Below are 25,992 nucleotides of genomic sequence, written 5' to 3'. Positions count from 1 at the left end.
GGTTTCACCTGTATCTATGGCAGGCCCTCATCGTCCTCGATGCCCTGATCGTGTTTCTGGTCTGGTTGCGCTACATGCCGCAGGAACCGCAAGCGGAAAAACTCGCCGTCAGTACCTGACCGAAACGGGCAATCTTCGGCCCGCTTCCGTTGGGCTTTGGTATAGTCGTAGTTCATTTCCCAAGTGAGAGAACGAATATGTCGATCGCCAAGGTCATCGAGTTCAGCAGTTCATCGCACAAGGGTGTTGAAGATGCCGTGCAGCAAGGCCTGAAAAAGGTCGCCGAGACGGTAAAGAACCTCCAGGGCGCCTGGGTCAGCGAAACCAAGGTCATCACCGACAAGGATGGAAACATCAAGGAATGGCGCGTCAATCTGCGTATTACCTTTGTCGTAGAGTAGGATCGAGTCATCGCCAGGGGATCTGGCACCTTCGGTGCCGAAAGGCTGCACGTCATGAGTGATCACGATCTCGTTATCGGATTTCTGGAAGATGACCCGGACCAGTCCGATCTGATCCTGCATTGGCTGGAGCAGGCGGGATACCGAACCCGTCTGTTCAATTCCGCTGCAGAGTTCCGTCGACGGCAGGGTTCCGAAGCCATTGATCTGCTGCTGCTCGACTGGATGCTGCCTGATTCCAGCGGGCCGGAGATCGTCGAGTGGATTCGTGCATCAGCCAACTCGAAACTGCCGGTCATTTTCCTGACGGCAAAGGGCACCGAAGCAGACATGGTTCGTGGCCTCAACGCGGGTGGAGACGACTACGTCGTCAAGCCGGCCAAACGTCAGGAATTGATAGCCCGGGTTGGCGCGGTACTTCGCAGGCTTGGCCTTGAAGGCAATGACGCCAGCCAGTTCGACTTGCCTCCTTACAATGTCGATTCAGCGCGACGTCGCATTTCCTATGCGGGGAAGGATGTCGAACTGACGCCGCGTGAATTCGACCTGGCCGCCTACCTGTTTCGTCGGCATGGGCGCATCGTGAGCCGCGATTCGCTGCTCGAGAACGTCTGGAACATGAACGCCTCGGTTTCGACGCGAACGGTGGACACGCACATCAGTCGCCTGCGCAAGAAACTGGATCTTGACGGAGAATTTGGCTGGAGACTGGCCGCCGTCTACCAGCACGGGTATCGTCTGGAGCAGACTTGAGTCCACAGGCGGCGCCGGCGCGGAATCGCGCAGTTGCTGCGGTCGTGGCTTGACATCCCAATGGGAGAATCCGCATGGCAGCAACAAGCAAGTCAGGCCGGAAAAAATCCGGATCGCGGTCCGCTTCGCATAAACTGGTCGCCAAACCGAAACAGAAACCGGTGAAAGCAAGGAGCAGGACCATGCCCGAGACCAAGAAACCTGCGAATGACGCTGACGCAGAGCGCAACGTCGACCAGATCCGCGACATCCTGTTCGGCGGTCAGATGCGTGACTACGAACGTCGATTCCTCGAGATGGGACAGCGCCTCGAAGCCGAGATGTCGCGTCTGCGTGAAAGCCAGGACAAACGCATGGCTCAGATCGACAAGCGCGTTGACGAGCAGTACGAGAAGCTGTCAAGGCAAGTGCGCCAGGAAGTGACCGACCGAAACGAGGCAGTGGATGATCTCGAATCCCGCGTGCAGCAGTCGGCGCGCACGGCACGCAGCGAGATCAACAAGGCGCTCGATGGCCTCAGTAGCGAGATGAGCGCAGTCGACGAGCGCCTGCGTGATGCATTGTCGGAGCTGAGCGCCGCACTCGATGTACGTGCCAGTGAAGCGGCAACTTCACTGTCGCGCACCAGCGCCGAACTTCGCGCGGAAAAACTAGGACGCGAGGATCTCTCCTCTCTGTTGACCGAACTCGCTCTGCGCCTGAAGGGCGATTTCGACTTGCCTTCCAACTGATCCAGGGCCGGCCGCCGCCATGAGCGACCTCGACCGGCTCAAGGAACTGCTGCTTGCAGACGAGCGCGAGAGCCTGCTCGGTGCGGAACAGCGCCTGGCCGAACTCGAACGACGGAATCGGCAACTGGCCGAGCAGTTGCCCGGACTGGTCCGCGCGGCGCCGCACAAGCCCATGACGCAAGCCCTGGCGAGTCCGGTCGCCGCGGCTCTCGGCAGCGCCGTTCACGAAAACCGCAGCAGCATCGTCGATGCCCTGTTCCCGGTTATTGGTCCGATCATCCGCAAGGCCATCGCCGAGGCGCTCCGCGGATTGATGAGCGATCTGAACAAGGTCCTGGAATACGGTTTCAGTCCACGCGGGATTCGCTGGCGTCTGGAAGCCTGGCGCAGTGGGGTTCCATTCGCGCAAATCGTCCTCAAGCACAGCCTCCGTTACCACGTCGACCACATCTTTCTGATCGAGCGTGATTCCGGACTGGTCCTGCATCGCGCCTCGTCGCCTGGCCTGCCTGATCTCGATGCGGACGCAATCGCCGGCATGCTTACGGCGATCGGCCAGTTCGTGCGCGATTCCGTTGCTTCGGATGGCAGCGATTCGCTCGAAGCTGCGCGGGTGGGCGACCACGTGCTCTGGATTCTCGACGGGCCGCGTGCCTCCCTGGCCTGTTTCATTTCCGGCATTCCGCCGGATTCCCTGCGCAACGTGCTGGCCGACCGTCTCGAGCAGATCCACGCGACCTACGTGGACAGCAATGACCCACCTTCGGCTGCCTCGGAGTTGCAGGCTTCAACCTGGCAAGCACAGCTCGATCCGCAGGAGTTGATGGCTGCCAGTGCTGCTCTTGCGGAACGCGACGACGCAGCCGGGCAGAGCACGTCGCGTTGGCCGTTGCTGGCGATCGTGCTGCTGATTCTTGCAGGGCTTGTATGGTATTTCGCGAGGATCGAGCGCTGGGATGCCCGTGTCGGGCAAGTCCGGTCGACGCTGCTGTCGCATCCCGGCTTTCTGCTTACAGGTATCGAATCCGATCCCTGGAATTCACTGGTCGTGCATGGCCTGCTGGATGCCGAAGCCGACCCCGTCAGCGCTCGGATCGGCGATGTCGATCTCGGCGAGGTGAAGGCGCAATGGGTCATCGACAGCTATCTCTCCACTGCTGATCCGATACTTGAGAAGCGTGTCGCCCGGCTCACCGAGCTTCCCGCTGGCGTGCAGGTGTCGGTCAAGGATGGGGTCCTGCGCCTTGCTGGAAGTGCGAGCAATGACTGGATCGCCGCCAACCGCACGCGCGTCGCCTGGATTGCCGGGGTTCAATCGGTCGACTGGCAGGTGTCGGCCACAACCGATGCAATGCAGGCGGCACGCGAGCAGCTCGTGGCGTTGGCAGCCAGGCTGTCAACGCTGGAGGTCAGCTTCGTACGCGAAGTGGAGCCGACTGCCGAAGGCCAGGCGCAGCTCGGCGAGATGGCAGCCTTGCTGATGGATGCGCAAAAACTGGCGGTGATCGCCGGACAATCGGTGAAAGTGCACGTCATGGGCTACAACGACGCCCCCGGTAGCGAAACCATCAATGCAAAGTTGCGCGATCAGCGCGCACAATGGCTGAGGGATCGGCTGCTCGAATCGGGCGTGCCGGATACCTGGTTTCGCGATTCGGCAAATGCCGAGTCAATTGAGCGTGACGAGGATTTTCGAGGTGCCCGCGTGCGCCTGGACATTGAGGCAGGATCGCCATGAGTCTGCAGGCTCGAAAAATTTGCATGCTCGGTGATTTTGGCGTCGGCAAGACCAGCCTAGTTGCAAGGTTCGTGCGCCAGACATTTTCCGAGAACTACCTGACTACGGTCGGAGTGAAGGTCGACAGCAAGCAGGTCGACTACGGCGCGGACAGTCCGATGAAGTTCGTTATCTGGGATATCGCCGGAAAGAGCGGGCTTGACTCACTCAACATGAGCTATCTGCGTGGGGCAAGCGGCCTTCTTCTGGTTGCCGACGGGACGCGCGAGTCAACGATGCGCGCGGCCATTGACCTGCTCATGCAGTCGCGCAGCGTGCTGCCGGATGCGCAGGCCATCCTTTTGGTCAACAAGCTGGATCTGGTCGAGCGCTGGGAAGTCGCGCCGTCAACTCTGGCCGAACTGCGCCAGACCCTGCCGGTGCTTGAAACCAGTGCACTTTCCGGTGATGGAGTCGAGCAGGCATTCAGCGAAATGGCTCGGAGGCTCAGCGCATGAGCGATATGCCTAAACTGACCGATTTCGAGCCGGAAGTGGCTGCCGGGATCGCACGCTTTCTGTTCGAGCGCGCGCAGCCACTCATGATCGAGTTCGACAAGGAGTGGCAATGGGTCAACCTGCATGGCGACCCGGCGCGGTTTGGATTCGACCCGAAGGACCCGGTCAATGGAACGCGTCAGCTACAGGACCTCTTCCTTGGCATGGCACTGGATGAGTCCATCGACCTGCCGTTCGTGCAAATGCCGAACGGTCGCAGCGCGCATGTGCATCTGGTCGTGAACAATTCGGGTTTCCAGGTGCTGCTGCTTGATGCGCAGGTCGAGCACGATCGCCAGCAGGCTCAACAGCAGACGGGCAACGAGGCCGTCCTGGTCGGTTATCAGAAGAGCAAGGCGATCGCGCAGTTGCGCCAGATCCGCACCGAGCTCGAATCACAGCGTACCCGCCTGCAAGAGGCGAACGCGCTGAAGAACGCGCTGATTGCCACCTTGAGTCACGATTTCCGCACCCCACTGACATCGATCTTCGGCTACTTGCACTTGCTCGAAGTTCAGGCCGTGAAGCCTGAAGTCTCCAATTCCCTGCGTGCCTTGCGGAGAAACGCAAACTATCTGTTCACGCTGGCCGAAAATCTTCTCGAGTACGCGCGCGCGGACAACCGTTCCAGTTTGCTCGCGCCGCAGGCGCTTGACTTGAGCGCACTCATCGAGGATCTCGATGCCATGTTCAGGCCGCTTGCGATCGAACGCGGCCTGGATTTCACTATCGATGTCGATGTGCCCACAGATGTGGTGCCGATACTCGACGAATTGCGCCTGCGCCAGATTCTCGTCAACCTGCTTTCCAACGCCGTGCGCTACACCGAGAAAGGAAGCGTTGGCGTCGGCTTCGGTTGGGATGATGCTGCGCTTTCCATTGAGGTGCGTGACACGGGAATCGGCATTGCCGAGGAGTTTCACGACAAGGTGTTCGTGGCCTTCAATCGGACCAGTCAGGCGCCTGGAAGCGGGGCTGGGCTTGGCTTGAGTATCGTCAAGCGGCTTGTAGCACAAATGCTTGGTGTCCTGGACTTCCAGTCCATTCCCGGTGAAGGCACGCGATTCCGCATCGTCCTGCCCAATTTCACAGGAACGCCCGAGCACGCAGGAGGCGCAATCACGCAGGTGCCGGATGCAGCGGACAAACGCATTCGACACGTGCTGGTTGTCGATGACGATCCGGATATCGCCCATCTTCTGGAGGTGTTGCTGGGTGAACTCGGGTTTCGTGTCAGCATCGTCGGCGACGCCGCGGCCGCCGTCGAGCGTGCCATGGCTGACCGGCCCGACATCCTGCTCGTTGATGTTGAATTGCCGGGGCTTTCCGGCAACACCGCGGTGTTTCGCTTGCGTTCCCAGGGCTACAAGGGACATATCGTGACCTTGTCTGCGACGCCCACCGAAGAAGCGCGAAAGGTCGCATTGAATGCCGGTGCCGATCAGTACCTGACCAAGCCGCTCAACATCGAAGAGTTTTCGAGAGTCATGCAACGGGCCGCACAGGCGCGCTGATCGATCGAACTTCACGCCGGGTGCCGAGTCTGACGAGAACGTCCGCCCTCGCTGGCAGGCTGTTCAAGGCGTGCTGGCTGAGTCGTTCGGTGTGCGCGACAAATCTGGAAATCGCATGCGCTGGCATGGCCTGACGTGCGCCACGAGCGCGCAGGACTTGCTCTTGTTCATCGCGCCAGCCTTGCACGACGTCGAAACCGGGTGCCTGCAGGACAAGCAATCGATCCAGCTTTTGCCAGAGCCTGCAGTAGTTGCCTGCGAGCTGCCGGTTGACCCAGCGACGCCAGCGACCGTCGGAATCTTCCGAGCTTTCGAGTGCGTTGATCGGGCGGCCCAGGGAGTTTCTGTCTTCGGCACCGAGGCCGACGCACCAGCCTTCGAGGATGATCAGGTGCGGCGGCTGCCGAATCGCGCGCCAGCGTGAAGGCGGCAGTCGAGTGTCGCGGCCCTTGTCGAAGCGCGGCACGCGCGGAAACGGATTGTCGCGTGCCGTGCGCAGGGCATCCAGTACCGATTCCAGCAACGCGACGTCATGCGTGCCGGGCACGCCGCGTGTCCGCAGTAGTGGATGGATGAGGCGGGCCAGCTTCGAGCGATCGCGTCGACCGAGGTAGAAGTCGTCGAGACTCAGCGCAATGGCATCGAGTCCTCGAGCTTTTGATGCGCATGCCAGTTGCGCAGCCAGGGTGGTCTTGCCGCTACCCTGCAGCGCCGACAGCCCGAGCACCATGTTCGCGCCATCTGACGGCAGGGTCGCGAAGAGCGTATCCAGCAACTGCGTGATGACCTGCGGAGCGAAGCCGCGCCGCGTGCTAGCATTTCCACTCATGAAACCTACTCGAACCGAAGGCACTGGAACCCCGGCACTGTACCAGCAGGCGATCTCTACCTTGCAGGCGCTGTTGGTCGAAGCCGGGGCTGCGGGTGACACTGAGCCGACCGCCATGTCGCTGTCCACGATCGGCAGCAATGGCCGCGTTTCATCGAGGATCGTGCTGCTCAAGCAAGTCGATGCAGATGGGCTGTGCTTTTTCACGAACTACGAAAGCGCCAAAGGTGGCCAGCTGGCAGCGCATGATCAGGCTGCGGTCAATTTCCATTGGAAAACACTGCGTGATCAGGTTCAGGTACGCGTTGAGGGACTGGTTGAAAAACTCGACGCCGCGGATTCGGATGCCTACTTCGCTACACGTCCGCGCATGAGCCAGATCGGTGCATGGGCATCGCTGCAATCGCAGGAGCTGCCGGACCGCGAGGTCTTCGATGCACGCGTTGCCGAGATCGAAGGAAAGTATGCTGGTGTCGATGTTCCTCGACCACCCACCTGGGGTGGCTACCGCTTGCGCCCGGATCTGTTCGAGTTCTGGTATGGGGCTCGCTTCCGACTGCACGACCGCCAGCGCTACGCGCTGGAAGATGGCGTCTGGCGCAAATTCCTGCTGTATCCGTGATGGCGCAGCGCGACGCCTACCCTCAACGCATCGTCTGCCTGACGGAAGAACCCACCGAAGTCCTGTACGCGCTTGGCGAAGAGCATCGGATAGTCGGTATCTCGGGATTTACCGTACGCCCGGCGCGGGCACGCAAGGAAAAGCCCAAGGTATCCGCTTTCACCAGCGCGAAAATTGGCGCAATTCTCGAGCTTGAACCGGATCTGGTCATAGGTTTTTCCGATATCCAGGCAGACATCGCGGCTGATCTGATTCGCGCCGGTATCGAGGTATGGATCAGCAACCATCGATCGGTTGAAGGAATCCTTTCCTATATCCGAAGACTGGGGGGGATGGTGGGTGCTGCCGAGAAGGCTGACAGATATGCGGCGGATGCCGAAGCCCATATTGCCAGCGTCATGGAATCAGCCGCGCGTCTGCCATTCCGTCCCAAGGTGTATTTCGAGGAATGGGATGTGCCGCCGATCAGCGGAATCCGCTGGGTCGCCGAACTGGTCCGCATTGCCGGAGGCGACGACATTTTTCCGGAGCTGGCGGAGAAATCGCTGGCAAGGGATCGCATCATCGCCGATGACGGGGAGATCGTGCGTCGCCAGCCTGACCTGATCCTCGGCTCCTGGTGCGGTAAGAAATTCCGTCCGGAAACTGTAGCGGCAAGGCCCGGTTGGTCGGCGATTCCGGCGGTCCGCAACGGCCAGATGCACGAAATCAAGTCGCCGCTCATTCTGCAGCCGGGCCCCGCTGCCGTGTTCGATGGCCTCGATGCATTGCACCGGCGCATCGCAGCAGTCGCTTCGGCCGAGCCGACGGGCTGATCAACAGGGTTGCAGGTGCCAGCCCGGCACTACAGCCGGGCCGCGCGTACTCGCTATTGGCCGGCGAAGTTCTTGTTGAAACGCAAGGTCAGCGGCACTGTAGCGTCTTCCGGGAAAACCGAAATCGTGAACGTGTAGGTGTCCGGAGGCACGATGTCGAACAGGCCGACATAGGAAACATAGCTTCCCGGAATCTCGCGAATCTCGATAGGGATGTTCTGTCCGGACAGATTGCTTGCTTCGCCGGTAATGCGAGCCGAGACAGCTTCGGTCGCGCCACCGCCAAGATCCTTGTTCACCGAAATATTGAGCATTCCGCGATTGGGCGATCGCTCGATTGCATATTGCGTGGCGATTTCTTCACTGAGGAAGTCGGTGGGCAGGGCGCTGAAATGAACGACGTGGTCGCCGAACTTCAGGCTGCCTTCGCTGTTGTCGGCCAGGGCCAGTGGGGCCATTGCCATCAGGGCAAGACCGAGAAGGGCGCGAAGCATCGTGGGCATGGGATGTTCTCTTCGATGTGGTGCGGCCATCATACGACCGCAAGGTTGAACGGAAACCAGAGTGCGCAATGCAGGACTAGCTGGCAATGGTAATGCCGAAGTCCAGCAAGGGGGCGACCAGCAGAGCCTGCGCCAGTGAAATGGCGAGCAGGGCGATCAGTGGCGCGAAATCCAGGCCGCCCAGCGCCGGCAGGCGCGTGCGGATGGGTTTGAGTATCGGTTCGGTCAGCTGGAATACCAGTGGAATGACCGGATGGTAGCTGTCGCCGCTGACGAAACTCAGGATTACCCGCACGATGATGAGGATCAACATCATCATCAACACGAATCCAATCAGATCGGCCAAGGCGATCACGGCCAGCGATGCGAAGGAAGGCACTCCGATGGTCATGGCGAACAGCAGCACGCGCTTGATCAGCAGCAGCAACCAGGCCAATACGACGCCCGCGATATCGAGCCGTCGCCAGGACGGGATGATGCGGCGCAAGGGCATCAGGATCGGGTTGCTGGCCTTGTACAGGAACTGGCAAATCGGATTGTGGAAATTGGCCCGGACCAGTTGCAGCAGTACGCGCAGTACGATCAGGCCGACCAGGATGCCGAAGATAAAATCGATCAGGATCTGGCCGGCATTGGCGAAATAGTTCATGGTGGAGACTCAGTCCAGTTCGCTCGACATTTCACGGCCTCGTCGGGTGGCAGCGGCTACGGCCGAGGCGACCAGTTCGCGCAGGCCGCCGTCGATGAACGTGTTCAGTGCAGCCTGGGTAGTGCCGCCCGGGGAGGTGACGCGTTCGCGCAGTCGCGCCGGAGGTTCGGCATCTTCGCTGGCCATGCGCGCTGCGCCCAGGCAAGTCTGGATAGCCAGTGTGCGCGCTGTCTCGCGCGGCATGCCCTGGGCCACGGCAGCATCCTCAAGTGCTTCGATCATCAGGAAGAAATAGGCGGGCCCTGAACCGGAAATGCCTGTCACCGTGTCCATGAGGTCCTCGTCCTCGACCCAGACCATGGTGCCAGCGGCGGCCAGTATCGATGCCGCCTGGACGCGACCGGCATCGGAAACCGCCGGATTGGCCATCATGCCGGTTGCACCGGCGCCGATCAGGGCTGGTGTATTGGGCATGCAGCGCACGATGGGGAAACCGCCGCCAAGCCAGCGGTCAATCTGGCCGATGCGCAAACCGGCAGCGACCGAGACAATCAGCGGGCGTCGTTTCGCGAGTACAGGGGCCAGGCTTTCGCAGACCTTGCGCATGACCTGTGGCTTGACCGACAGCATCACGAGGTCCGCACTACCGACCGCTTCGACACCATCGGCAAACACGGCAACGCCGAAATCCTCAGCCAGCTTCGTGCGCACCTCTTCATTGGGTTCGGCGACGGCGATAGCCGAGGCCTGCGTTCCACCGTTGATCATCGCGCCGATCAGGCTGCGCGCCATGTTGCCGCCGCCAACAAATGCGATGGAGTTGGAATCAGGGATTGGTTTGTCGAAATCAGGAGACGTCATTGCGTTTTCTTGTCGGATCCGGCCCGACAGCATATCAAGACCACGCAGCCCACGGCCTCGTCCCGGCTCACTGGCGACAGCGCCAAAGCGGTCTTGGGAATTCCCGGCTACCCGCCCCGCGGCCAAAACAACAAGCTTCCCACGCGGGCCATCGTGGCACCTTCGGCAATGGCGAGCTCGAAATCGTCCGACTTGCCCATCGATCGCGTATCCACGCCGCGATGCACGCGAGCAAGAGTCTCGAAACAGGCCGGCATGTTCGCGAAAGCATTGCGCCGAACGCCGAAGTCGGGCGCGGGGGCGGGGGCGGGAATCGCCCTCAGGCCGCGCAGAAATCAGGCGAGACCGACAGCCAGGCTCGCAATCTGATCAGGCAGGCAGCTTGCCGTATCGAACTCGGCCAATGCGGCATGCTTTTCATGGGCTTCCGGGACATGGGTCTCGCCAAACGAATGTTGTCTTGCGTGGCTAGCGTGAGGATGGGTGTGTCTGGTTCACAGCCAGCGTGCCTATGGGTGTGCCAGCCGCCGCGGCTTGCGCACGCCGGGCAACCGAGCGCCCGCAGCAATCGTCGATTCCGGGTCCTGTGCTTGCATTGACGTGATTTTGCCACGCTATACTCCGGCGTACCGCAGCCATGCGCCAAAGGCGCCATTTGGGGAATAAAGACATGGATATTGCCGAGCTGCTCGCGTTTTCGGTCAAGAACAAGGCGTCCGACCTGCATTTGTCTGCAGGATTGCCACCCATGATCAGGGTCGACGGCGATGTGCGCCGAATCAATATCCCTTCGCTTGACCACAAGCAGATCCATTCGCTGATCTACGACATCATGTCGGACAAGCAGCGCCGCGACTTTGAGGAATTCCTCGAAGTCGACTTCTCATTCGAGATCCCCGGACTGGCGCGCTTTCGTGTCAATGCCTTCAACCAGAATCGCGGCGCGGGTGCCGTGTTCCGTACGATTCCGTCGGAAGTCCTGTCTCTGGAAGATCTTGGTTGCCCGAAGATCTTCCGCGAATTGATCGAACAGCCGCAGGGGTTGATCCTGGTAACGGGCCCGACCGGTTCAGGCAAGTCGACAACGCTGGCGGCCATGGTGGATCACGTCAACAAGCACGAGTACGCGCATATCCTCAGCGTCGAGGATCCTATCGAATTCGTGCACACCTCGCAGAAGTGCCTGATCAACCAGCGCGAAGTCCATCGCGATACGCACGGCTTTACCGAAGCCCTGCGTTCGGCCCTGCGTGAAGATCCCGACTACATCCTGGTCGGCGAGTTGCGCGATCTGGAAACCATTCGCCTGGCCCTGACCGCAGCCGAGACCGGACATCTGGTCTTTGCCACCCTGCATACCAGCTCGGCAGCCAAGACCATCGACCGAATCATCGACGTGTTCCCGGCTGGCGAAAAGCCGATGGTCCGCTCGATGCTGTCTGAATCCTTGCGCGCGGTGATCTCGCAGTCGCTGATGAAGAAGGTGGGTGGCGGTCGAATCGCGGCGCACGAAATCATGGTCGGCATCCCGGCGATTCGAAACCTGATTCGCGAGGACAAAGTCGCCCAGATGTATTCGTCGATTCAGACCGGTGCCCAGCACGGCATGCAGACGCTCGATCAGTGCTTGCAGGATCTGGTCAAGCGCGGCCTGGTCACACGCCAGCAGGCGATCGGTTACGCGAAGAACAAGGAAATCTTCAAGTAGGCGAGGGTATTGCCTTGAAAGGAGGCAATACAGCTACTGCCTGGCTTCGTACTGACCTGATCAAAGCCTTCTCTCGCCAGCGGGAGCAAGGTTTCTTCGCGCTCAATGCAGCGTGGCTGCAGGCACGAGCAACCAGGCAGGTTGTCGATCCGTTCCGGTGATGCAGCACGTCATCCCGGGACCCGGAATGAAACGCGAGTCAACACGCGATGACTGATGGACGACTCTACCGCCTCGCCGCATTCCCCGTTGGCGACCAGGGTGGCAACCCGGCTGGTGTCTGGATCGGCGCTTCATTGCCTGATCCCGCTTACATGCAGCGAATAGCCAATGAAGTGGGTTATTCGGAAACTGCATTCGTCGCCCCGGAGTCGGGTGATGTTCGAACCATTCGCTACTTCAGTCCGCGGGCGGAGGTCAGCTTCTGTGGACATGCCACCATCGCCGCGGCTGTTGCCATCGGGCACCGGGATGGTGCGGGCCGATATCGCTTTTCAAGTCTGGTCGGCGATGTCGATGTGGAGGTGGGCGAACAATCGGGGCGATTCGTTGCCTCGCTGACGTCCGTCGAGCCGCGTCATGAGCCAGCCTCGGTCGCACTCATCAAGGAGGCGCTGGCCTTGCTTGGCTGGCGGCAGGAAGAACTTGATCCGTCCATCCCGATTGCCAAGGCCTACGCTGGCGCCTGGCATCTGGTAATCGCCGCCGGCAGCGAAGGTCGCCTGGCCAATCTTGATTACGCCTTTGACGCCATGACAACACTGATGCTGAGGGAAAACCTGACAACGCTGCAGTTGGTCTGGCGCGAGCGCGCCGACCTGATTCATTCACGCAATCCGTTTCCGGTGGGTGGCGTGGTGGAGGATCCTGCAACGGGCGCGGCGGCGGCAGCGCTGGGCGGCTATCTGCGTGACGCAGGACTCCTGCAGGGTGAGGCTCGGCTCGAGATCCGGCAAGGCGAGGTCATGGGGAGACCTTCGCTGCTAGTCGTCGACGTGCCAGCGAGCGGCGGCATCAAGGTCTCCGGTGCAGCGATCGACATTCGTCAAGGCAGCTAGGAATGGCGCAGGATGCATTCGGGTCTGTCCAGCGGCAGAAATCTGTTTCGAACATCCAAGGTATGCCGGGAACGATCATGGAGCAGCCATTGCAACTTGCCGATTCATGGCAATTCAACCAGGCTGGACCAACCATATGCCATGTGGTGAAGTGCTCCGGAATTTCCCGTCTGTACGATGAAGAATCGACAAGAGAAGCCAATGCCAATGACTAGAAGAACCGACAATCCCTGTACCTTGGCAACTATGCGGTGCTTTTTGTTCGCTCTGTTGATTCTGGCTGTCAGTGCGCAGGCGCTACAGGCATCCGAGGCTGGTGTCGAAGTTACTGCCGCACAAGAATGTCCCGAGACTTCGACGAACAACGACCACAGTACGGTTCCTGTACTGCCGGAATTGGCTGGAATGAATGGCGGGAAATTTGTCTGCGTCGATCGCGGGACTGCGCAATCATTTTCTGTCGAATCAATCGACGTAGTTGAACAGGTAAATATGCAAGCGGCGTTTATCAGGGTCAAGCTTCAGCCAGAAAGTGACGTCCGCTGGCAGAAGTTCAGGGAAGAGCACAGGGGGCACGGGCTGGTCCTCATGCGCGATTCGTTCGCCATACTCAATTTGCAGATTCCGCAAAGTTTCCAGAACGCGAGATTCGAAATATTCGCAAGCTCGCTTGTCGAGGCGAATCAATTGAAGGCCGCATTGCTCGGCAAGTAGGTGCGATCACCTGGTCAGTGGAATTCGCGTTCTGATAGCCATCGCCAGCCCATGCGGCAGGACGATCGCCTGCGGCTTTCGAACGAGATTCGCCGTTTCATGGCGATCTAGCGAAGATAGGGTCCTTGCTGGCTCGCCTCGCTTCCCAGTGGCCGGAACCAGCAATTGAAGGCGACGGTCACGCGTTCGCCTTCGCCCTGGAACGGGAACACTTCATGGAACATCCATGAGGGGAACAGCACCAGCTCACCTGCCTTCAAGTGGATATTGCGACCCGACATCGTGTACGCCTCGAGCATTTGCCGATTGGCCGGATCGCGGAACATGGCGGCCTGCTGGTGCGGGTTCTGGAAATGCAGAACGCCGGAATCGGGGACATCGGCATCGTGTTGTCCGGGGTCCACACAATAGACTCCGGACCAGGACGCCATTGGGTGGTTGTGCGCAGTGAAACGCCCATTGCGACGCGTGACATGGAACCAGGCATGGGTCTGGGATTCGAGCTTGTACAGTTCCTCGTTTGTGTACCCGTTGATTTCGCCGATCATGGCAAACAACTTGCGCATGCAGAACTCGTGCAGCTTCTGCACGCAGGGTTCAGGCCAGGAGAACAAGTCGAAGTTGCTCTCGAACAGACCCTTGTTGATGGTCATGCTCGGATCTGGATTGCGCCAGCGCGCACCCTCTCGTTCGCGCTGCAGGAAGAGTGCGCGCAATTCCGTATTCATTACGCCTGCGCTGGGTAGCTCGGTGCGGACGAATGGGGTGGAAAACAGCGGGAAAACGCTCATAGATCGCGATCCGTTGGGATAGGACGATTATGCCCGTGCGTACCGGGAGCTGACCAGCAGCCCCGGATCCGGGGCGTTTCGCGCGAGTGCTGGCAAGCAGGTCCGCATGGATTTCCTGCTCGAAACTTCATGACGGGAGCCAGGTTCTTGCGCAGCGAGCGCACCAGGGACCGTCTCACTGTCGATTCCGGAATCTTGCCCACCCAGTGACCGTGGCGAAACCTTGCAGATTTTGAGCCCGGATCCCCAACGGGCGGGAGCATATTGTTGGCAGATCGGCGATTCCGAATGGCAGCTGGCCAGCCCGGTCTGGCTCGAAACGCAAGAATTTGTGACGTATTTCCTGCTTTCCGTCTGCGCGTTCAGATTTAAGCCTTGCGACCTCGTTGCACTCCGTCCTTCGGCGGACTAAGGTTGGGATTCGAAGTCCCGGCTCGGGGCTCGAGAACATTCATTACGGGGTGCACACATGCGATATTCCAGAGCCCTTTGGCCGCTGGCCTTTGGTGTTGTCTTCGCAGGTGCAAGCCTGCAGGCAGTTGCCGCCGGACCTGACAAGGTCGCCGCGGTTGATCAGATCGATAGCGCCACCATCGTGCAGGCACAGGGAGTGGACCAATCGGTCGACTATGCCAGCCTGCGACGGTTCGGTCCCTGGGACGATCGAAACTACGCGCTGACCCAGGCCGATATTGCCGTGTTGCCAGCAGACGACGAGTATCGCCATGGCGTTCCCGCATTCTTCAAGATCGAGAAGCGCAGGGAAATGGCGGCCGAGGGATACCCGATCGAAGATCACTATCCGCGTGAGCTCGACAAGGATTTCCTGATTCGCTACGGCGGCTTGCTGCAAGATGGCGTGCTGCATCGTCGTGGTCTCGGCGTCTATTACCACCCGGACCCGGCCAATCCGCCGCCGCCGTTGATGTATACCTCCGATCCGATCGTGAAAGCCCTTGCTGTGCCGGTCAATGGCGAGACAGCCATGGCGATCGGCAACAACGAAACCTCGATCAAGTACAACCCCATTGATCCGATGATCGTGATCGCCGGCTCAAATGGCTCTGGTGGACAGTCCCAGAACTATTCAACCGATGGTGGTGTGACCTGGTTCAGCGCCGGAGTCCTGCCCAGCACTTGTTGTGACCCTGCCATGGAGTGGTCAGCCGACGGCACCGTGGCCTACGCTGCCACCTTGCCCAATTCGGGCGGTCTGCGCGCCGGCCTGTTTCGCTCGACCGACTTCGGCCAGACCTGGGGATCGGTCATCCTGGTTTCGTCGGGCAGTTCGGACAAGGAGTGGATCCATGTCGATACGTCGCCAACCTCGCCCTATCTGGAGAATGTCTACCTGACCTGGCACCAGGGCAATGTGATGTTCTTCTCGCGCTCGACCGACAAGGGCTTGACCTGGTCAACGCCGATTTCCTTTTCCAGTGCGCCGCGTGGCATTGGCAGCGACATCACCACCGATTCCGCAGGCAACATCTACTACATCTGGCCAAGCAGCCAGGCGGCGACCGCCAATATCTACATGGTCAAGTCCACCGATGGTGGCCTCACCTTTGGCGCGCCGGTCATCGTCCAGCCATTGTTCGACACGTTTGACTTCCCGATTCCCTCGATGGAATCACGACGTGCCTTCATCTACATCGCCGCGGAAGCGGATCGTACGGGCGGCCCGAACGACGGACGCATCTACGCCGCCTACACCGCACTGCATCCGAGCAGCGGTGGCACGACAGCAACCAATCATGCCTGGGTTCAGATCGCCTATTCGGATGATGGCGGCGCAACCTGGGGTCTGACGACGACGCCGCACTCCGAGGCCGACATCGCCACGGTCGATCGCTATCACCCATGGCTGGAGCTGGACGCGAGCGGTGCCTTGCATCTTGGTTTCTACGACACGCGCAATTCGCCGGGTCGAACCGGCGTCGATTTCTACTACAACTATTCGATCGATGGCGGCACCACATGGGTTGACGAGACTCGCGTATCGGCGACCACTTCGATCAATATCACCAACGGGCAGGAGTGGGGCGACTACAACGGCATCACTGCCGGTCCGGTTGAGACAGCAATGAGCTGGACCGACAATCGTCCGGGTGGTGGCGGAACCCCGCTGCAGCGCTCGTATGTAGGACGCGTCCAGAATCTTGCCGCAGGTCCTACCTACACCATGGGCAGTGCCGGGCCCAGCGACATCGCCGTCTGCGCAGGTGACGCGTTGCCCGTGCGTGATCTGACGCTGCAGGGTGTTTCCGGATACACGGGTTCGGCAGCCATCACATTCCCGGGACTTGATCCTCTCGCATTCGCGAGCGCAACGGCGACGCCGAATCCGGTAGCTGTCGGTGCCGGTCCGGCTGTGTCGACGATCAACATGAGTACCGCGCCCACGGCTGCGGACGGAGATTACGCCGTCACTGTCGAGGCAAGTGATGGTGGCATGCCCGCCATCGTGCGCACGGTTGGATTTAGCGTCGGTATCGCATCCGCTTCGCCCGCAATGGCTACGTTGACATCCCCGGCAGGCAATGCAACCGACGTTGGTCTCAATCCGACCTTCACCTGGGGTGCCGTGGCAACGGCGGTCAGCTACGAGATCGAGATCAGCTCCGATGCCGGATTCGTGACGATTGTCGACACGGCATCGGTTACCGATACCAGCTATACCTCGGCAACGACGCTGAATCCTGAAACACTGTATTTCTGGCGAGTGCGGGCGACCAATGCCTGCGGTGACGGCGCCTATTCCACCACGTCGCAATTCACGACCGGCTTCCTGATCTGCTTCACCGGCCCGCTGCCGATCCCGGACAACAATACGACGGGTGCGACGGGCACGGTCGTGGTGGCGGCGAACGGAACCATCGGGGAATTCAACCTCGATGTCGAAATCACCCATACCTATCCGGGCGATCTGGAGCTGCAACTCAGCAACGGAACAACGTCAGTGACCTTGGGCTCGCGACTGGGTGGAACCAGTTGCGGCGTCGACAACGTCGATGTCACCTTCGATGATCAGGCTGCCCAGGCGGTGACGTGTGGAACGACACCACCCGGCATCAGCGGCAATCGCCAGCCCGCGAGCCCGCTCAGCGTGTTCAACGGTTCCCCGTTGGCGGCAAGTTGGTCCCTCAAGGCCATTGATCGCGCCGGCCAGGACGTAGGCCAGATCGAATCGTTCTGCCTGGTGCCGACCCTGCTCCCGGATATCATCTACGTTGACGGTTTTGACCTGCCGACTCCGTAAATCGACTCCGCTGCAAACACCAGACCGCGCCCCGTAACAGGGGCGCGGTTTTTTTGCTTCCGGCACTGAATTCGGCTTGCTGGGCCGCGGCTCACGGTGCGGTCGTAGCCGGCATGTTACTTTCGCCACTTCGTCGACTGGGGAGTTCGCGCGCATGCAAGGCACTTCGAGACTGCTGGCAGCTTGGATGCTGTTGTTCGTCGGGGCCGGGGCCCATGCAGAGACAAGGCACACTTCGCCTTGCATCGACGGTCTGGCCGAAGGTTATCCCTGCAACAAGGTCGATCTGATCGGACATCTGGATCTGATTGCTTTGGGGACTACGGCTGGCGGCAATGGCAACGACATGTGGGGATGGACCGATCCGGACACCGGCAAGGAATACGCCCTGATTGGCCTCAACAATGGAACGGCCTTCGTCGATATCTCGGATCCTGACCATTTGTTGCGGCTGGGCAATCTGCCTACGCACAGCGTCAACTCCACCTGGCGAGACCTGAAAACCTACGGCTATTACGTGTTTGTCGTTTCCGAGGCGCAGGATCACGGCATGCAGATCTTCGATCTGCGTCGCCTGCGTGACGTGGTTTCACCGCCAGTGCAATTCACCGAGGATGCCTGGTACGGCAACTTCGGGCGAGCCCATGACATCGTGATCAACGAGGAGTCCGGGTTCGCCTATGCCGTTGGCTCACGACAGGGCAGCCAGCAATGCAGTGCCGGCCTGCACATGATCAATATCCAGAATCCATTGGTTCCAACGTTCGCAGGGTGTTTCAGCGCCGACGGCTATACCCATGATGCACAGTGCATCACCTATGACGGGCCGGATACCGAGCATGCGGGGCGCGAAATCTGCTTCGCCGCCAACGAAGACACCGTGACCATTGTCGACGTCGAGAACAAGTCCAGCCCGGTAATGCTTTCACGCACGGGATACGACGGTTCCAGCTATACCCACCAGGGCTGGCTGACGGACGACCGGCGCTACCTTCTCGTCAACGACGAGCTCGACGAGCAGGATTTTGGCCACAACACGCGCACCTATGTCTGGGACGTGCAGGATCTTGACGCGCCGGTGCTTGCATTCGCCTATACCGGACCGGTTGCTGCCATCGACCACAACCTGTACGTGCACGAAGGCTATGCCTACGAATCGAATTATCGAAGCGGCCTGCGCATCGTCGACCTTTCGGATATCGACAACGACCTGCTGACCGAAGCCGCATTCTTTGACACTTATCCCGCGTCAGATGATGCCAACTATGGTGGAACCTGGAGCAACTATCCGTACTACGCGAGTGGTCTGGTCGGTATCAGTGACATGAATCGCGGCTTGTTCATCGTCGCGCCGGATCTTTGTGCCGCGCCCGATGCGGCAAGTGGTGTACTCGCCACGGCCAACGGCGACAACCGTATCGACCTTGACTGGAATGCCAGTGCGACCAGCGGAGCAAGTTATTCGGTCGACCGCATTCTTGGCGGCTGTGGTGGTAGCGCCAGCGAGACCATCGCGTCCGGTCTGCTGGCTCCGGGATTCAGCGACACCAATGCATCCGGTAGCGTGACCTACGGTTATCGCGTGCGTGCGGTGGCCGAGTCTGGCCAGTGTTCGGCGGCACCGACGACTTGCGTCGAGGCCTCAACCAGCGGCACATGCACGGCGCCACCGGCTTTCAGTGGCATAGCCAGTGTCGAGTCCGCAGCGATGGCGGCCTGTGCCATCGACCTGGCCTGGCAGTCCGCGCAATCCTACTGCGGGTCTATGGCCAGCTATGAAGTCTTCCGATCCGAGGATTCCAGTTTTGTTCCATCGCCGGCTGATCGCATCGCATCGGCCATTCCCGGCCTGGCCTGGACCGACTCGATGGTTGACCAAGGCACGGCCTACACCTATGTCGTCCGCGCGCTCGACATTGGCAATGGCAGCGTCGACAGCAACGGGGTCCGCTTGACGGCGCATGCTGCTGGGCCGCTCAGTGATGGCGACTTTTTCAGCGGCGCCGAACTGGGCACCCCCATCCTGTCCGGGAATGTCGATCTGGCGGGCATCCAGAACATCAGCGCACCAGCGCACGTTGCCTGGGAGGTCGTGGACGACGAGGCGCACAGCGGAGCCAGAAGCTACCATTCCGGCTACAACGATTCGGAGTGTCTGTCGATCGGCACGGATACCATCCAGCTGACCAGCGGGGCTGCTCCAGTGCTCGAGTTCTGGACGCGATACGGTATCGAAGCGAACTACGATGGTGGTCTCGTGCAAATCTCGATTGACGACGGCCAGAGCTGGCAGTTGCTGACCCCGCTGGGTGGCTACCCCTCGACCATCTCGCAAACCGGCAACGCATGCGGCTTTCCATTGGGAACGGGCGCCTTCACGGGCACCAGCCTCAACTGGGCGCAGAAGCAGTTCGATCTCGGCAGCTTCGCGGGCCAGGCGGTCAAGCTTCGCTGGAGTTTTGGCACGGACGGAGGTGTCGGCGGCGAAGGCTGGTGGCTGGACGATATCCGCGTGACTCACACCCAGATGCCCGGTATGTGCACTTCCGGCAGTGACATCCTGTTCGTGGATGGCTTCGATCCGCTGTAGAAAAGGAAGGCCCGCCTGGGCTGACAGCGTCCTTCGCTTCAGGCTGAACATTCAGTCCAGACAGAAATCGCAGACAAGAAAAAACCCCGGGTGTTGCCACCCGGGGTTTCTTGTTTCGCTATGGCGCGAAGTTCAGGCTACCTGAACTTCGTCGGCCTGCATGCCCTTCTGGCCCTGCACTGCGACGAACGTCACGCGCTGGCCTTCCTGCAGGGACTTGAAGCCGCTGCCCTGGATTGAACGGAAATGCACGAACAGGTCGGGGCCGCTTTCCGGGGTAATGAAGCCGAAGCCTTTGGCATCATTGAACCACTTGACGGTACCGTTCTGACGATTGGACATATCTAACTCCTAACAACTCAAAAGAAAATGGTATTCACGACCCGGGACTCCCCGTGGGTCGAGACTGAGGTTGCTGAGGAGCGCGCAATCGGAACGATGGAATCGTGATTTTCGACCACATCGGGCCACGATTTACAGTGACCCTGGCAAACACAGTTCGCACACTGTACAGATGATTGTTCTACAAAGCGACTGGATGAACGAAAAAATCTTGCGTCCTGTCTTGCATTGAACTGTCATCTGTGCGAAACGTGAACACGGAGCAGAGAAAAATGTTTTTATAACAAAGACTTGCCGGCACAAGCTGCAAGTCAGGTGGCCTTGTGCCGAATCCTGGCGTGACCCGGCACGTCGATCGGGAAACGGTGCGGGCCGAGCGGTTTGGGTGTCCGGTAGGGGCAGTTTCGGCACCTCCGGGCGTTTCAGGAGCCCGCGGCCAATGCCATTTGTCGCCGCCCGCCGCTTTTGAAAGCCCGAATGCAGGCCGGTTTTTCAGTTCCTTGGCGCCCGGCGCGCAGGCAAAGACGGCGCATTCCGGACTGGCCTGACCAGTCCGGCGATGATACCGCCCGCTTCCGGCTTTGGCCCTTCCCGCATGCCGTCACCTGATCGCGCGTGCGCAACCCGGATTTGCTCGGGGCCGGGTCAACCTCGCCTGAGGATTTCGGCGAAAGTCACATAGTCCGCGGCTACGGGTTCGGCATGGGCAGGGCGATCAAGCAGCCTGGCCAATGCCTCGGGCAGCTCGACGGGGTGCCCGACCAGGGGTTCGACAATCTGCTCGAATTTGGCCGGGTGCGCAGTAGCAACGATCGCCCATTCACCCTCGGCGCCTTCTGCACGCAGGGACTCGAGCACATGCGCCGCACAAGCCGTGTGCGGGCAAAGTACTTCTCCATGAATATCGGCCGCTGTCCTGATCGCCACGCGAATGGCGTTGTCATCGACAGCTTGCACCCTGAATGCCAAGCGTAGTGCGACTTCGTCCGGGTATAGCCAGCGAACGCGCTCGAAGTTGCTCGGTGCGCCGACATCCATGGCGTTGGCAAGGGTGGCGATGCTGGCTTGTGGCGCGTATTCGGCACCCGAGAAGAAAGCAGGCAGGACTCGGTTGGCATTTGTGGCAAGCGCGATTTCCCCTATGGGCAGTCCGCAAGCGCGCGCGATCACTGCTGCCAGCGCATTGCCGAGATTGCCTGTCGGTATGACAAAGTTCAGTGGCGTAGCCATGCGGCGCCAGTGCCCCAACGCGGCATGCGCGTAGTAGGACATCTGCGGCAACAGCCGGCCGAGGCTGATGCTGTTGGCCGAACTCAGCGGGATGTCCTTCTGCAGTTCGCGGTCGGACAAGGCCTGTTTCACCAGGCGCTGGCAATCATCGAAGCTGCCAGCCACGCGCAGGGCGATGACATTGTCGCCAAAGCATCCCAGTTGATGCGCCTGGCGCGGAGATACCCGGCCATCCGGATAGAGGACGACCACGCGCAGATTGGGCAGGCCATGAAAAGCCGCTGCTACGGCGGCGCCGGTGTCGCCAGAAGTAGCGACGAGGATCGTCAGTGGAGGTTCGCCGTGCTTGCGCAGGCGCTTCATGCAGGCCGCAAGGAAGCGCGCGCCAAAATCCTTGAACGCGGCCGTCGGTCCGTGAAAAAGTTCCAGCAAATGGGTGTGATCGTCGTGCAAGGTCCGCAGTGGCGCGGGAAAGTCGAAAGCCTCGCAGCAGATTGCGCCAAGATCCCCGGCCAGCAGATCGCCATCGAAAAACGGATGCAGCAAGCGCGTGGCGACTGATGCGATCGATTCCCTGCCATCGAAATCCGCTGCCGACAGGCTTGGCAATTCGTGCGGCACGTACAGGCCACCGTCGGTCGCAAGGCCCGCAATCAGGGCGCTGCTGAGATCCACGGAAACGGAGCTGTCGCGGGTGCTGGCGAACTTCATGCAACTACCCTCGCCGCAGGCCCATTGATTGGCGAGAGATAGGCTTGACTGGCAAGGCCCGCTTCCTCAAACGCCGCGCACATGGACGCTGCTGCCGCCTGGGCGCTGGCGTGATCTTCAAACCAGGCGAAGACACTGGGTCCTGCACCGGAGATCGAGGCACCCATAGCATCGTGCGCCAGGGCCGCCTGCTTCACGGCCTGGAAGCCGCGGATCAGGGATGCGCGACGCGGTTCGATCAGTACGTCCGCGAGGCCGGCGCGGACGAGATCTGCATCGCCACGATGGCAGCCGCAAAGCACCAGGGCCAGGCTGGCGCTTTGCTCGACGAACTCGGCAAGCGCGTAGTTCGATTGCAGGACTTCGCGAGCTCGCCGCGTTTCAAGCACGGCATCAGGATGAACCACCACGCTATGCCATGCATCCGGAACCTGAATGCGTAGCAGTCGACCGTGCGCCGCGAGCACCAGGCCACCGAGCAGCATGGGTCCGACATTGTCGCCATGTCGGCTGCCGCTGGCGACGGCTTCACCCTCCAGCGCGAACGGGTAGAGCGCCGCCATGGATAGCGGCTGGTCAAGCAATGCATTGGCCGCGACCAGTGCGGCAACACTGGATGCCGCGGACCCGCCCATGCCCGATCCGAGTGCGATGCCCTTGTCCAGCTCCATGCTGAACCCAAAGGGCAGCTCGAGTGCTTCGCGCATTGCGATCAGGGCACGGCCGGCGGTGTTCTGCATTGCCGCGGTTGGCAGGCCGCGCACACAACCGCGAATCGCCTCGATGAGCACCGTGGGTTCGTCGATGCGCTGAACAGTGGCACGATCACCCACGCCGGCGATGCTCTGGCCGAGAATGTCGAAGCCGACGGCGACGTTGCCGATGCTGGCAGGAGCGAAGGCCGTTGATGCACTCACAGGCGTGCTCCAAGCGCCGACCCGAGTCTCAGCAGGTCGGCGAAGATGCCGGCGGCCGTTACATCGCGACCGGCTCCGGGGCCTTGCACGATCAGTGGGTTTTCCGCATAGCGCCGGGTGGTGAACTGCACGCTGTTGTCGGTCAGACGCAGGTTGGCGAAGGCATGTGAATCTGGCAGCTCGACGAGACCCACGCTGGCCTTGCCCTCGCTGTCGAGACGCGCGACATAGCGCAGGACGCAACCATTGGAACGCGCAGATTCGAAATCCTTCGCAATGCCGGCATCGAGTTTGTCCAGGGCGGCTATGGCCTCGTCCTTGTCGAGTACAAGTAGCTCCGCCGGCACCAGTCCGCGCACCTCGACATCGGCCAGCTCCAGCGACTGCCCGGCTTCACGCGCGAGGATAACGAGCTTGCGCGCGACATCGAGCCCGGACAGATCATCGCGCGGGTCGGGTTCGGTATACCCGAGCGCAAGTGCCTCACGCACGAGTGCCGAAAAGGGCTGGCTGCCATCATAGCGATTGAAAAGCCAGGCCAGCGTCCCGGAAAGGATGCCTTCGATAGCGATGAGCTCATCCCCGGTATCGAGCAGGTCACGCAGGGTCGAGATCACCGGCAGGCCCGCACCCACGGTGGCCTCGTAGCGCCAGCGCCCGCCGCCTGCCATGCGTGAATCGCGGATGGCTTGCCAGCGCGACAGCGGCCCGGATCCGGCCTGCTTGTTGGGGGTGATGACATGGATGCCTGCACCGAGCCATGCCGGGTAGTGATCCGCCACTTCATTGCTGGCGCTGCAATCGATGATGACGGCATGCGGCAGGTGGGCAGCATGTACATGGCGGGTGAGCGCGTCGAAATCCGCACCGAGATTGCTCGACGCGAGTTGTGCGGACCAGTCTGCTGCGAGGTCGCCACGTTCGCTGACCAGCAGCTTGCTGCTTGAGGCGATTGCACGCACGCGCAGGTCTAGATTGGCTTCGCGGCGCAGGCGCGGTATTGCCTCGCGCAACTGGTCGAGCAACGCACGGCCTACGTTGCCGGGGCCGATCACGCCGACCGACAGCGTTTGTGGTGACAGCCAGAATCCGGCGTGCGCGGCGCGCAAGGCGCGAGGCGCATCGGCACTGGCCACGGCCACCGAAATGTTGCGTTCCGAAGCACCCTGGGCGATCGCGCGGATATTGACCTGGGCCCGAGCAAGCGTCGCGAACAGCCGTGCAGCAACGCCGGGTGTACCTGCCATGCGATCACCGACCGCTGCCAGCACGCTGATGTCACGTGTAACCGCAATCGCCTGGATCTGGCCCTGGCTGAGTTCGCGGCTGAACGCTGCTTCCAGCGCTGACTCGGCGCGCGAACAATCGGCAGCGCGCACGACCAGACAGATCGAATGCTCGGAAGAACCCTGTGAAATCATCACCACCGAAACCCTGGCATCGCGCAAGGCGGCGAAAACGCGCTCGGCGGTACCGGGGACGCCGATCATGCCGGCACCTTCGACGTTGACGATGGCCAGTTCGTCAGCGAGCGAAAGCCCGCGAACAGGCCCTTGCGCGGATTCTCCCGACGTTGCGATCCGCGTGCCGGGATGCGCTGGCCTGAATGTGTTGCGGATATGGATCGGCAAGCCCAGCGCCATGGCAGGCAGCATGGTTTGCGGATGTATGACCTTGGCCCCGAAGTAGGCGAGTTCGCAGGCCTCCTCGTAGGAGAGCGCATCGAGAGAAACGGCTTCCGGCACGAGACGCGGATCGGCAGAAAGCACGCCGTCGACATCGGTCCAGATATGCAGCTCGTTCGCCTCGAACAGGGCGGCGAATATCGCCCCGGAGAAATCGCTGCCATTGCGACCGAGCGTGGTCGGCCGGCCTTCGCGGTCACGGGCGACGAATCCGGTAATGACGACACGACGCTGTGGGTGATTCGCGCGCCAATCGGCAAGCCGAATCGCACTTGCCGACCAGTCGACCGCAACGCCCAGTTCGCCCTGGCCCACCACCACGACATCGCGCGCATCGAGCAGGGCGCATTCGTGGCCCTGGGACTCGATCGTGGCGCGCAGCAAATGCGCCGACCAGACCTCACCCAGCCCCTGGATTGCATCCAGCGCCTCGCGTGCCGGTATTCCGAGCACGGCAAGAGCCTTCAGCGTGTCGGCGAGATCGGCATGACGGGATTCGAGCCAGATACGCAATGCCCCCGATTGATCGCCGAGCAAATCACGTGCAGTTTCAAGATGTCGCTCGCGCAAGCGGTTCCACTGCTCTTGCCAGGCGGCATCCTTGGCTGCTGCTGCTTCGGCCATCTTGATCAGGCTATTGGTGACTCCCTGCATGGCAGAAACCACCGTGACCTGCACAGCATCGCCGCGTTCGAGGAGGATGCCCGTGACCCGGCGAAAGCATTCCGCATCGGCCAGCGATGAACCGCCGAACTTGTGTGCGGTGACGACTTGATCGTCTCCCTGCGGCCGGCTGGCTATGTTGTGACGCGTAGCGGCGAGCGTTGCTGACAGTCTTGCAAACGGACTCATCGAGCCTCCGATTGGTGGCCCCGTGGTTCGTCGAGCTGGGGGAGCGTACCTCCCGCAGCCTCTTCGAGCTGCGGGGTCGTTGCGATGGAAACTAACTGCGCACGACTGACCGCACCCGGAGGGGCGTCGTAATCGTCGTAGTCATCGAAATTGTGCACATGCAGCAAGTTGATATGAAGCGGC

At 60.8% G+C, this 25,992-nt stretch carries 23 protein-coding genes; 13 read left to right on the top strand and 10 right to left on the bottom strand.

Annotation, left to right across the window (positions count from 1 at the left end; genetic code table 11):
- Window positions 1-197: 197 nt before the first annotated feature.
- The 6 genes from WBP53_RS04675 (at window position 198) to WBP53_RS04650 (ending at window position 5,673) form a co-directional block, all read left to right on the top strand.
- Complete coding sequence (locus WBP53_RS04675; RefSeq protein WP_423926432.1) at window positions 198-401, top strand: dodecin family protein; 204 nt, start codon at window positions 198-200, stop codon at window positions 399-401.
- Between the two features lie 54 nt (window positions 402-455).
- Window positions 456-1,154, top strand: coding sequence for a response regulator transcription factor (locus tag WBP53_RS04670; RefSeq protein WP_423926430.1), 699 nt, complete (start codon window positions 456-458; stop codon window positions 1,152-1,154).
- Window positions 1,155-1,336: 182 nt separating this feature from the next.
- The gene (locus WBP53_RS04665) at window positions 1,337-1,885 is read left to right on the top strand and encodes a hypothetical protein (RefSeq protein ID WP_423926428.1); all 549 of its coding nucleotides are present in this window, start codon (window positions 1,337-1,339) and stop codon (window positions 1,883-1,885) included.
- Between the two features lie 19 nt (window positions 1,886-1,904).
- Window positions 1,905-3,623: a hypothetical protein gene (locus WBP53_RS04660; protein ID WP_423926426.1), complete on the top strand. Its 1,719-nt coding sequence runs from the start codon at window positions 1,905-1,907 to the stop codon at window positions 3,621-3,623.
- Window positions 3,620-4,120, top strand: a complete 501-nt coding sequence (locus tag WBP53_RS04655) for a Rab family GTPase (protein ID WP_423926424.1) — start codon at window positions 3,620-3,622, stop codon at window positions 4,118-4,120. Before WBP53_RS04660 ends, WBP53_RS04655 begins: the two co-directional genes overlap by 4 nt.
- Window positions 4,117-5,673 carry an ATP-binding protein gene (locus WBP53_RS04650; protein WP_423926422.1) on the top strand — a complete coding sequence of 519 codons (1,557 nt, stop codon included), beginning with the start codon at window positions 4,117-4,119 and terminating at the stop codon, window positions 5,671-5,673. Before WBP53_RS04655 ends, WBP53_RS04650 begins: the two co-directional genes overlap by 4 nt.
- On the opposite strand, the gene WBP53_RS04645 is transcribed toward WBP53_RS04650, so the two are convergent.
- On the bottom strand, window positions 5,645-6,502 hold the full coding sequence (locus WBP53_RS04645; protein ID WP_423926420.1) for a kinase: 858 nt from the start codon (window positions 6,500-6,502) through the stop codon (window positions 5,645-5,647). The genes WBP53_RS04650 and WBP53_RS04645 overlap by 29 nt on opposite strands.
- On the opposite strand from WBP53_RS04645, the gene pdxH reads away from it, so the two are divergent.
- Window positions 6,501-7,124, top strand: coding sequence for a pyridoxamine 5'-phosphate oxidase (gene pdxH / locus WBP53_RS04640; protein WP_423926418.1), 624 nt, complete (start codon window positions 6,501-6,503; stop codon window positions 7,122-7,124). The two genes, WBP53_RS04645 and pdxH, sit on opposite strands and share 2 nt — an antisense overlap.
- Window positions 7,124-7,939 (top strand): cobalamin-binding protein, encoded by an 816-nt coding sequence (locus tag WBP53_RS04635; protein WP_423926416.1) that lies wholly within the window; start codon window positions 7,124-7,126, stop codon window positions 7,937-7,939. Before pdxH ends, WBP53_RS04635 begins: the two co-directional genes overlap by 1 nt.
- Window positions 7,940-7,992: 53 nt before the next feature.
- Here WBP53_RS04635 and WBP53_RS04630 read toward each other — a convergent pair whose 3' ends face one another.
- The 4 genes from WBP53_RS04630 to WBP53_RS04615 form a co-directional block, all read right to left on the bottom strand.
- Entirely contained in the window at window positions 7,993-8,442 is a 450-nt protein-coding gene (locus tag WBP53_RS04630; protein WP_423926414.1) for a DUF4426 domain-containing protein, read from the bottom strand.
- 76 nt (window positions 8,443-8,518) lie between these two features.
- Window positions 8,519-9,091 (bottom strand): YggT family protein, encoded by a 573-nt coding sequence (locus WBP53_RS04625; RefSeq protein ID WP_423926412.1) that lies wholly within the window; start codon window positions 9,089-9,091, stop codon window positions 8,519-8,521.
- A 9-nt stretch (window positions 9,092-9,100) separates the two neighbouring features.
- The gene (proC, locus tag WBP53_RS04620) at window positions 9,101-9,952 is read right to left on the bottom strand and encodes a pyrroline-5-carboxylate reductase (protein ID WP_423926410.1); all 852 of its coding nucleotides are present in this window, start codon (window positions 9,950-9,952) and stop codon (window positions 9,101-9,103) included.
- 107 nt (window positions 9,953-10,059) lie between these two features.
- Entirely contained in the window at window positions 10,060-10,209 is a 150-nt protein-coding gene (locus WBP53_RS04615) for a hypothetical protein (protein ID WP_423926408.1), read from the bottom strand.
- A 413-nt stretch (window positions 10,210-10,622) separates the two neighbouring features.
- Between WBP53_RS04615 and WBP53_RS04610 the strand changes: the two genes are divergently transcribed.
- From WBP53_RS04610 to WBP53_RS04600, 3 genes are all read left to right on the top strand, one after another.
- Window positions 10,623-11,660 (top strand): type IV pilus twitching motility protein PilT, encoded by a 1,038-nt coding sequence (locus tag WBP53_RS04610; RefSeq protein WP_423926406.1) that lies wholly within the window; start codon window positions 10,623-10,625, stop codon window positions 11,658-11,660.
- 209 nt (window positions 11,661-11,869) lie between these two features.
- Window positions 11,870-12,718 (top strand): PhzF family phenazine biosynthesis protein, encoded by an 849-nt coding sequence (locus WBP53_RS04605; RefSeq protein ID WP_423926404.1) that lies wholly within the window; start codon window positions 11,870-11,872, stop codon window positions 12,716-12,718.
- 207 nt (window positions 12,719-12,925) lie between these two features.
- Window positions 12,926-13,432: a hypothetical protein gene (locus WBP53_RS04600; protein ID WP_423926402.1), complete on the top strand. Its 507-nt coding sequence runs from the start codon at window positions 12,926-12,928 to the stop codon at window positions 13,430-13,432.
- Between the two features lie 107 nt (window positions 13,433-13,539).
- Here the strand turns inward: WBP53_RS04600 and WBP53_RS04595 are convergent, their stop codons facing one another.
- Window positions 13,540-14,223, bottom strand: coding sequence for a putative 2OG-Fe(II) oxygenase (locus tag WBP53_RS04595; RefSeq protein ID WP_423926400.1), 684 nt, complete (start codon window positions 14,221-14,223; stop codon window positions 13,540-13,542).
- 469 nt (window positions 14,224-14,692) lie between these two features.
- Between WBP53_RS04595 and WBP53_RS04590 the strand changes: the two genes are divergently transcribed.
- Together WBP53_RS04590 and WBP53_RS04585 are read left to right on the top strand one after the other, a co-directional pair.
- On the top strand, window positions 14,693-17,482 hold the full coding sequence (locus tag WBP53_RS04590; protein ID WP_423926398.1) for a proprotein convertase P-domain-containing protein: 2,790 nt from the start codon (window positions 14,693-14,695) through the stop codon (window positions 17,480-17,482).
- A gap of 154 nt (window positions 17,483-17,636) precedes the next feature.
- The gene (locus WBP53_RS04585; protein ID WP_423926396.1) at window positions 17,637-20,072 is read left to right on the top strand and encodes a choice-of-anchor B family protein; all 2,436 of its coding nucleotides are present in this window, start codon (window positions 17,637-17,639) and stop codon (window positions 20,070-20,072) included.
- A 132-nt stretch (window positions 20,073-20,204) separates the two neighbouring features.
- On the opposite strand, the gene WBP53_RS04580 is transcribed toward WBP53_RS04585, so the two are convergent.
- The 4 genes from WBP53_RS04580 to thrA form a co-directional block, all read right to left on the bottom strand.
- On the bottom strand, window positions 20,205-20,414 hold the full coding sequence (locus WBP53_RS04580; protein WP_092405500.1) for a cold-shock protein: 210 nt from the start codon (window positions 20,412-20,414) through the stop codon (window positions 20,205-20,207).
- 645 nt (window positions 20,415-21,059) lie between these two features.
- Window positions 21,060-22,355, bottom strand: coding sequence for a threonine synthase (gene thrC, locus WBP53_RS04575; RefSeq protein WP_423926394.1), 1,296 nt, complete (start codon window positions 22,353-22,355; stop codon window positions 21,060-21,062).
- Window positions 22,352-23,272: a homoserine kinase gene (locus WBP53_RS04570; RefSeq protein WP_423926392.1), complete on the bottom strand. Its 921-nt coding sequence runs from the start codon at window positions 23,270-23,272 to the stop codon at window positions 22,352-22,354. Before WBP53_RS04570 ends, thrC begins: the two co-directional genes overlap by 4 nt.
- The gene (gene thrA / locus WBP53_RS04565) at window positions 23,269-25,809 is read right to left on the bottom strand and encodes a bifunctional aspartate kinase/homoserine dehydrogenase I (protein WP_423926390.1); all 2,541 of its coding nucleotides are present in this window, start codon (window positions 25,807-25,809) and stop codon (window positions 23,269-23,271) included. Before thrA ends, WBP53_RS04570 begins: the two co-directional genes overlap by 4 nt.
- Between the last annotated feature and the right edge of the window lie 183 nt (window positions 25,810-25,992).

Source organism: Dokdonella sp. (assembly GCF_049593775.1).
GTDB lineage: Bacteria > Pseudomonadota > Gammaproteobacteria > Xanthomonadales > Rhodanobacteraceae > Dokdonella.
This window is presented reverse-complemented; position numbering and strand designations above follow the sequence as displayed.

Excerpts from the sequence above, each read along its gene's own strand:
- WBP53_RS04675 (WP_423926432.1), top strand. The coding sequence starts at position 198 with ATGTCGATCGCCAAGGTCATCGAGTTCAGCAGTTCATCGCACAAGGGT.
- WBP53_RS04670 (WP_423926430.1), top strand. The coding sequence starts at position 456 with ATGAGTGATCACGATCTCGTTATCGGATTTCTGGAAGATGACCCGGAC.
- WBP53_RS04665 (WP_423926428.1), top strand. The coding sequence starts at position 1,337 with ATGCCCGAGACCAAGAAACCTGCGAATGACGCTGACGCAGAGCGCAAC.
- WBP53_RS04660 (WP_423926426.1), top strand. The coding sequence starts at position 1,905 with ATGAGCGACCTCGACCGGCTCAAGGAACTGCTGCTTGCAGACGAGCGC.
- WBP53_RS04655 (WP_423926424.1), top strand. The coding sequence starts at position 3,620 with ATGAGTCTGCAGGCTCGAAAAATTTGCATGCTCGGTGATTTTGGCGTC.
- WBP53_RS04650 (WP_423926422.1), top strand. The coding sequence starts at position 4,117 with ATGAGCGATATGCCTAAACTGACCGATTTCGAGCCGGAAGTGGCTGCC.
- pdxH (WP_423926418.1), top strand. The coding sequence starts at position 6,501 with ATGAAACCTACTCGAACCGAAGGCACTGGAACCCCGGCACTGTACCAG.
- WBP53_RS04645 (WP_423926420.1), bottom strand. The coding sequence starts at position 6,502 with ATGAGTGGAAATGCTAGCACGCGGCGCGGCTTCGCTCCGCAGGTCATC.
- WBP53_RS04635 (WP_423926416.1), top strand. The coding sequence starts at position 7,124 with ATGGCGCAGCGCGACGCCTACCCTCAACGCATCGTCTGCCTGACGGAA.
- WBP53_RS04630 (WP_423926414.1), bottom strand. The coding sequence starts at position 8,442 with ATGCCCACGATGCTTCGCGCCCTTCTCGGTCTTGCCCTGATGGCAATG.
- WBP53_RS04625 (WP_423926412.1), bottom strand. The coding sequence starts at position 9,091 with ATGAACTATTTCGCCAATGCCGGCCAGATCCTGATCGATTTTATCTTC.
- proC (WP_423926410.1), bottom strand. The coding sequence starts at position 9,952 with ATGACGTCTCCTGATTTCGACAAACCAATCCCTGATTCCAACTCCATC.
- WBP53_RS04615 (WP_423926408.1), bottom strand. The coding sequence starts at position 10,209 with ATGCCGGCCTGTTTCGAGACTCTTGCTCGCGTGCATCGCGGCGTGGAT.
- WBP53_RS04610 (WP_423926406.1), top strand. The coding sequence starts at position 10,623 with ATGGATATTGCCGAGCTGCTCGCGTTTTCGGTCAAGAACAAGGCGTCC.
- WBP53_RS04605 (WP_423926404.1), top strand. The coding sequence starts at position 11,870 with ATGACTGATGGACGACTCTACCGCCTCGCCGCATTCCCCGTTGGCGAC.
- WBP53_RS04600 (WP_423926402.1), top strand. The coding sequence starts at position 12,926 with ATGACTAGAAGAACCGACAATCCCTGTACCTTGGCAACTATGCGGTGC.
- WBP53_RS04595 (WP_423926400.1), bottom strand. The coding sequence starts at position 14,223 with ATGAGCGTTTTCCCGCTGTTTTCCACCCCATTCGTCCGCACCGAGCTA.
- WBP53_RS04590 (WP_423926398.1), top strand. The coding sequence starts at position 14,693 with ATGCGATATTCCAGAGCCCTTTGGCCGCTGGCCTTTGGTGTTGTCTTC.
- WBP53_RS04585 (WP_423926396.1), top strand. The coding sequence starts at position 17,637 with ATGCAAGGCACTTCGAGACTGCTGGCAGCTTGGATGCTGTTGTTCGTC.
- WBP53_RS04580 (WP_092405500.1), bottom strand. The coding sequence starts at position 20,414 with ATGTCCAATCGTCAGAACGGTACCGTCAAGTGGTTCAATGATGCCAAA.
- thrC (WP_423926394.1), bottom strand. The coding sequence starts at position 22,355 with ATGAAGTTCGCCAGCACCCGCGACAGCTCCGTTTCCGTGGATCTCAGC.
- thrA (WP_423926390.1), bottom strand. The coding sequence starts at position 25,809 with ATGAGTCCGTTTGCAAGACTGTCAGCAACGCTCGCCGCTACGCGTCAC.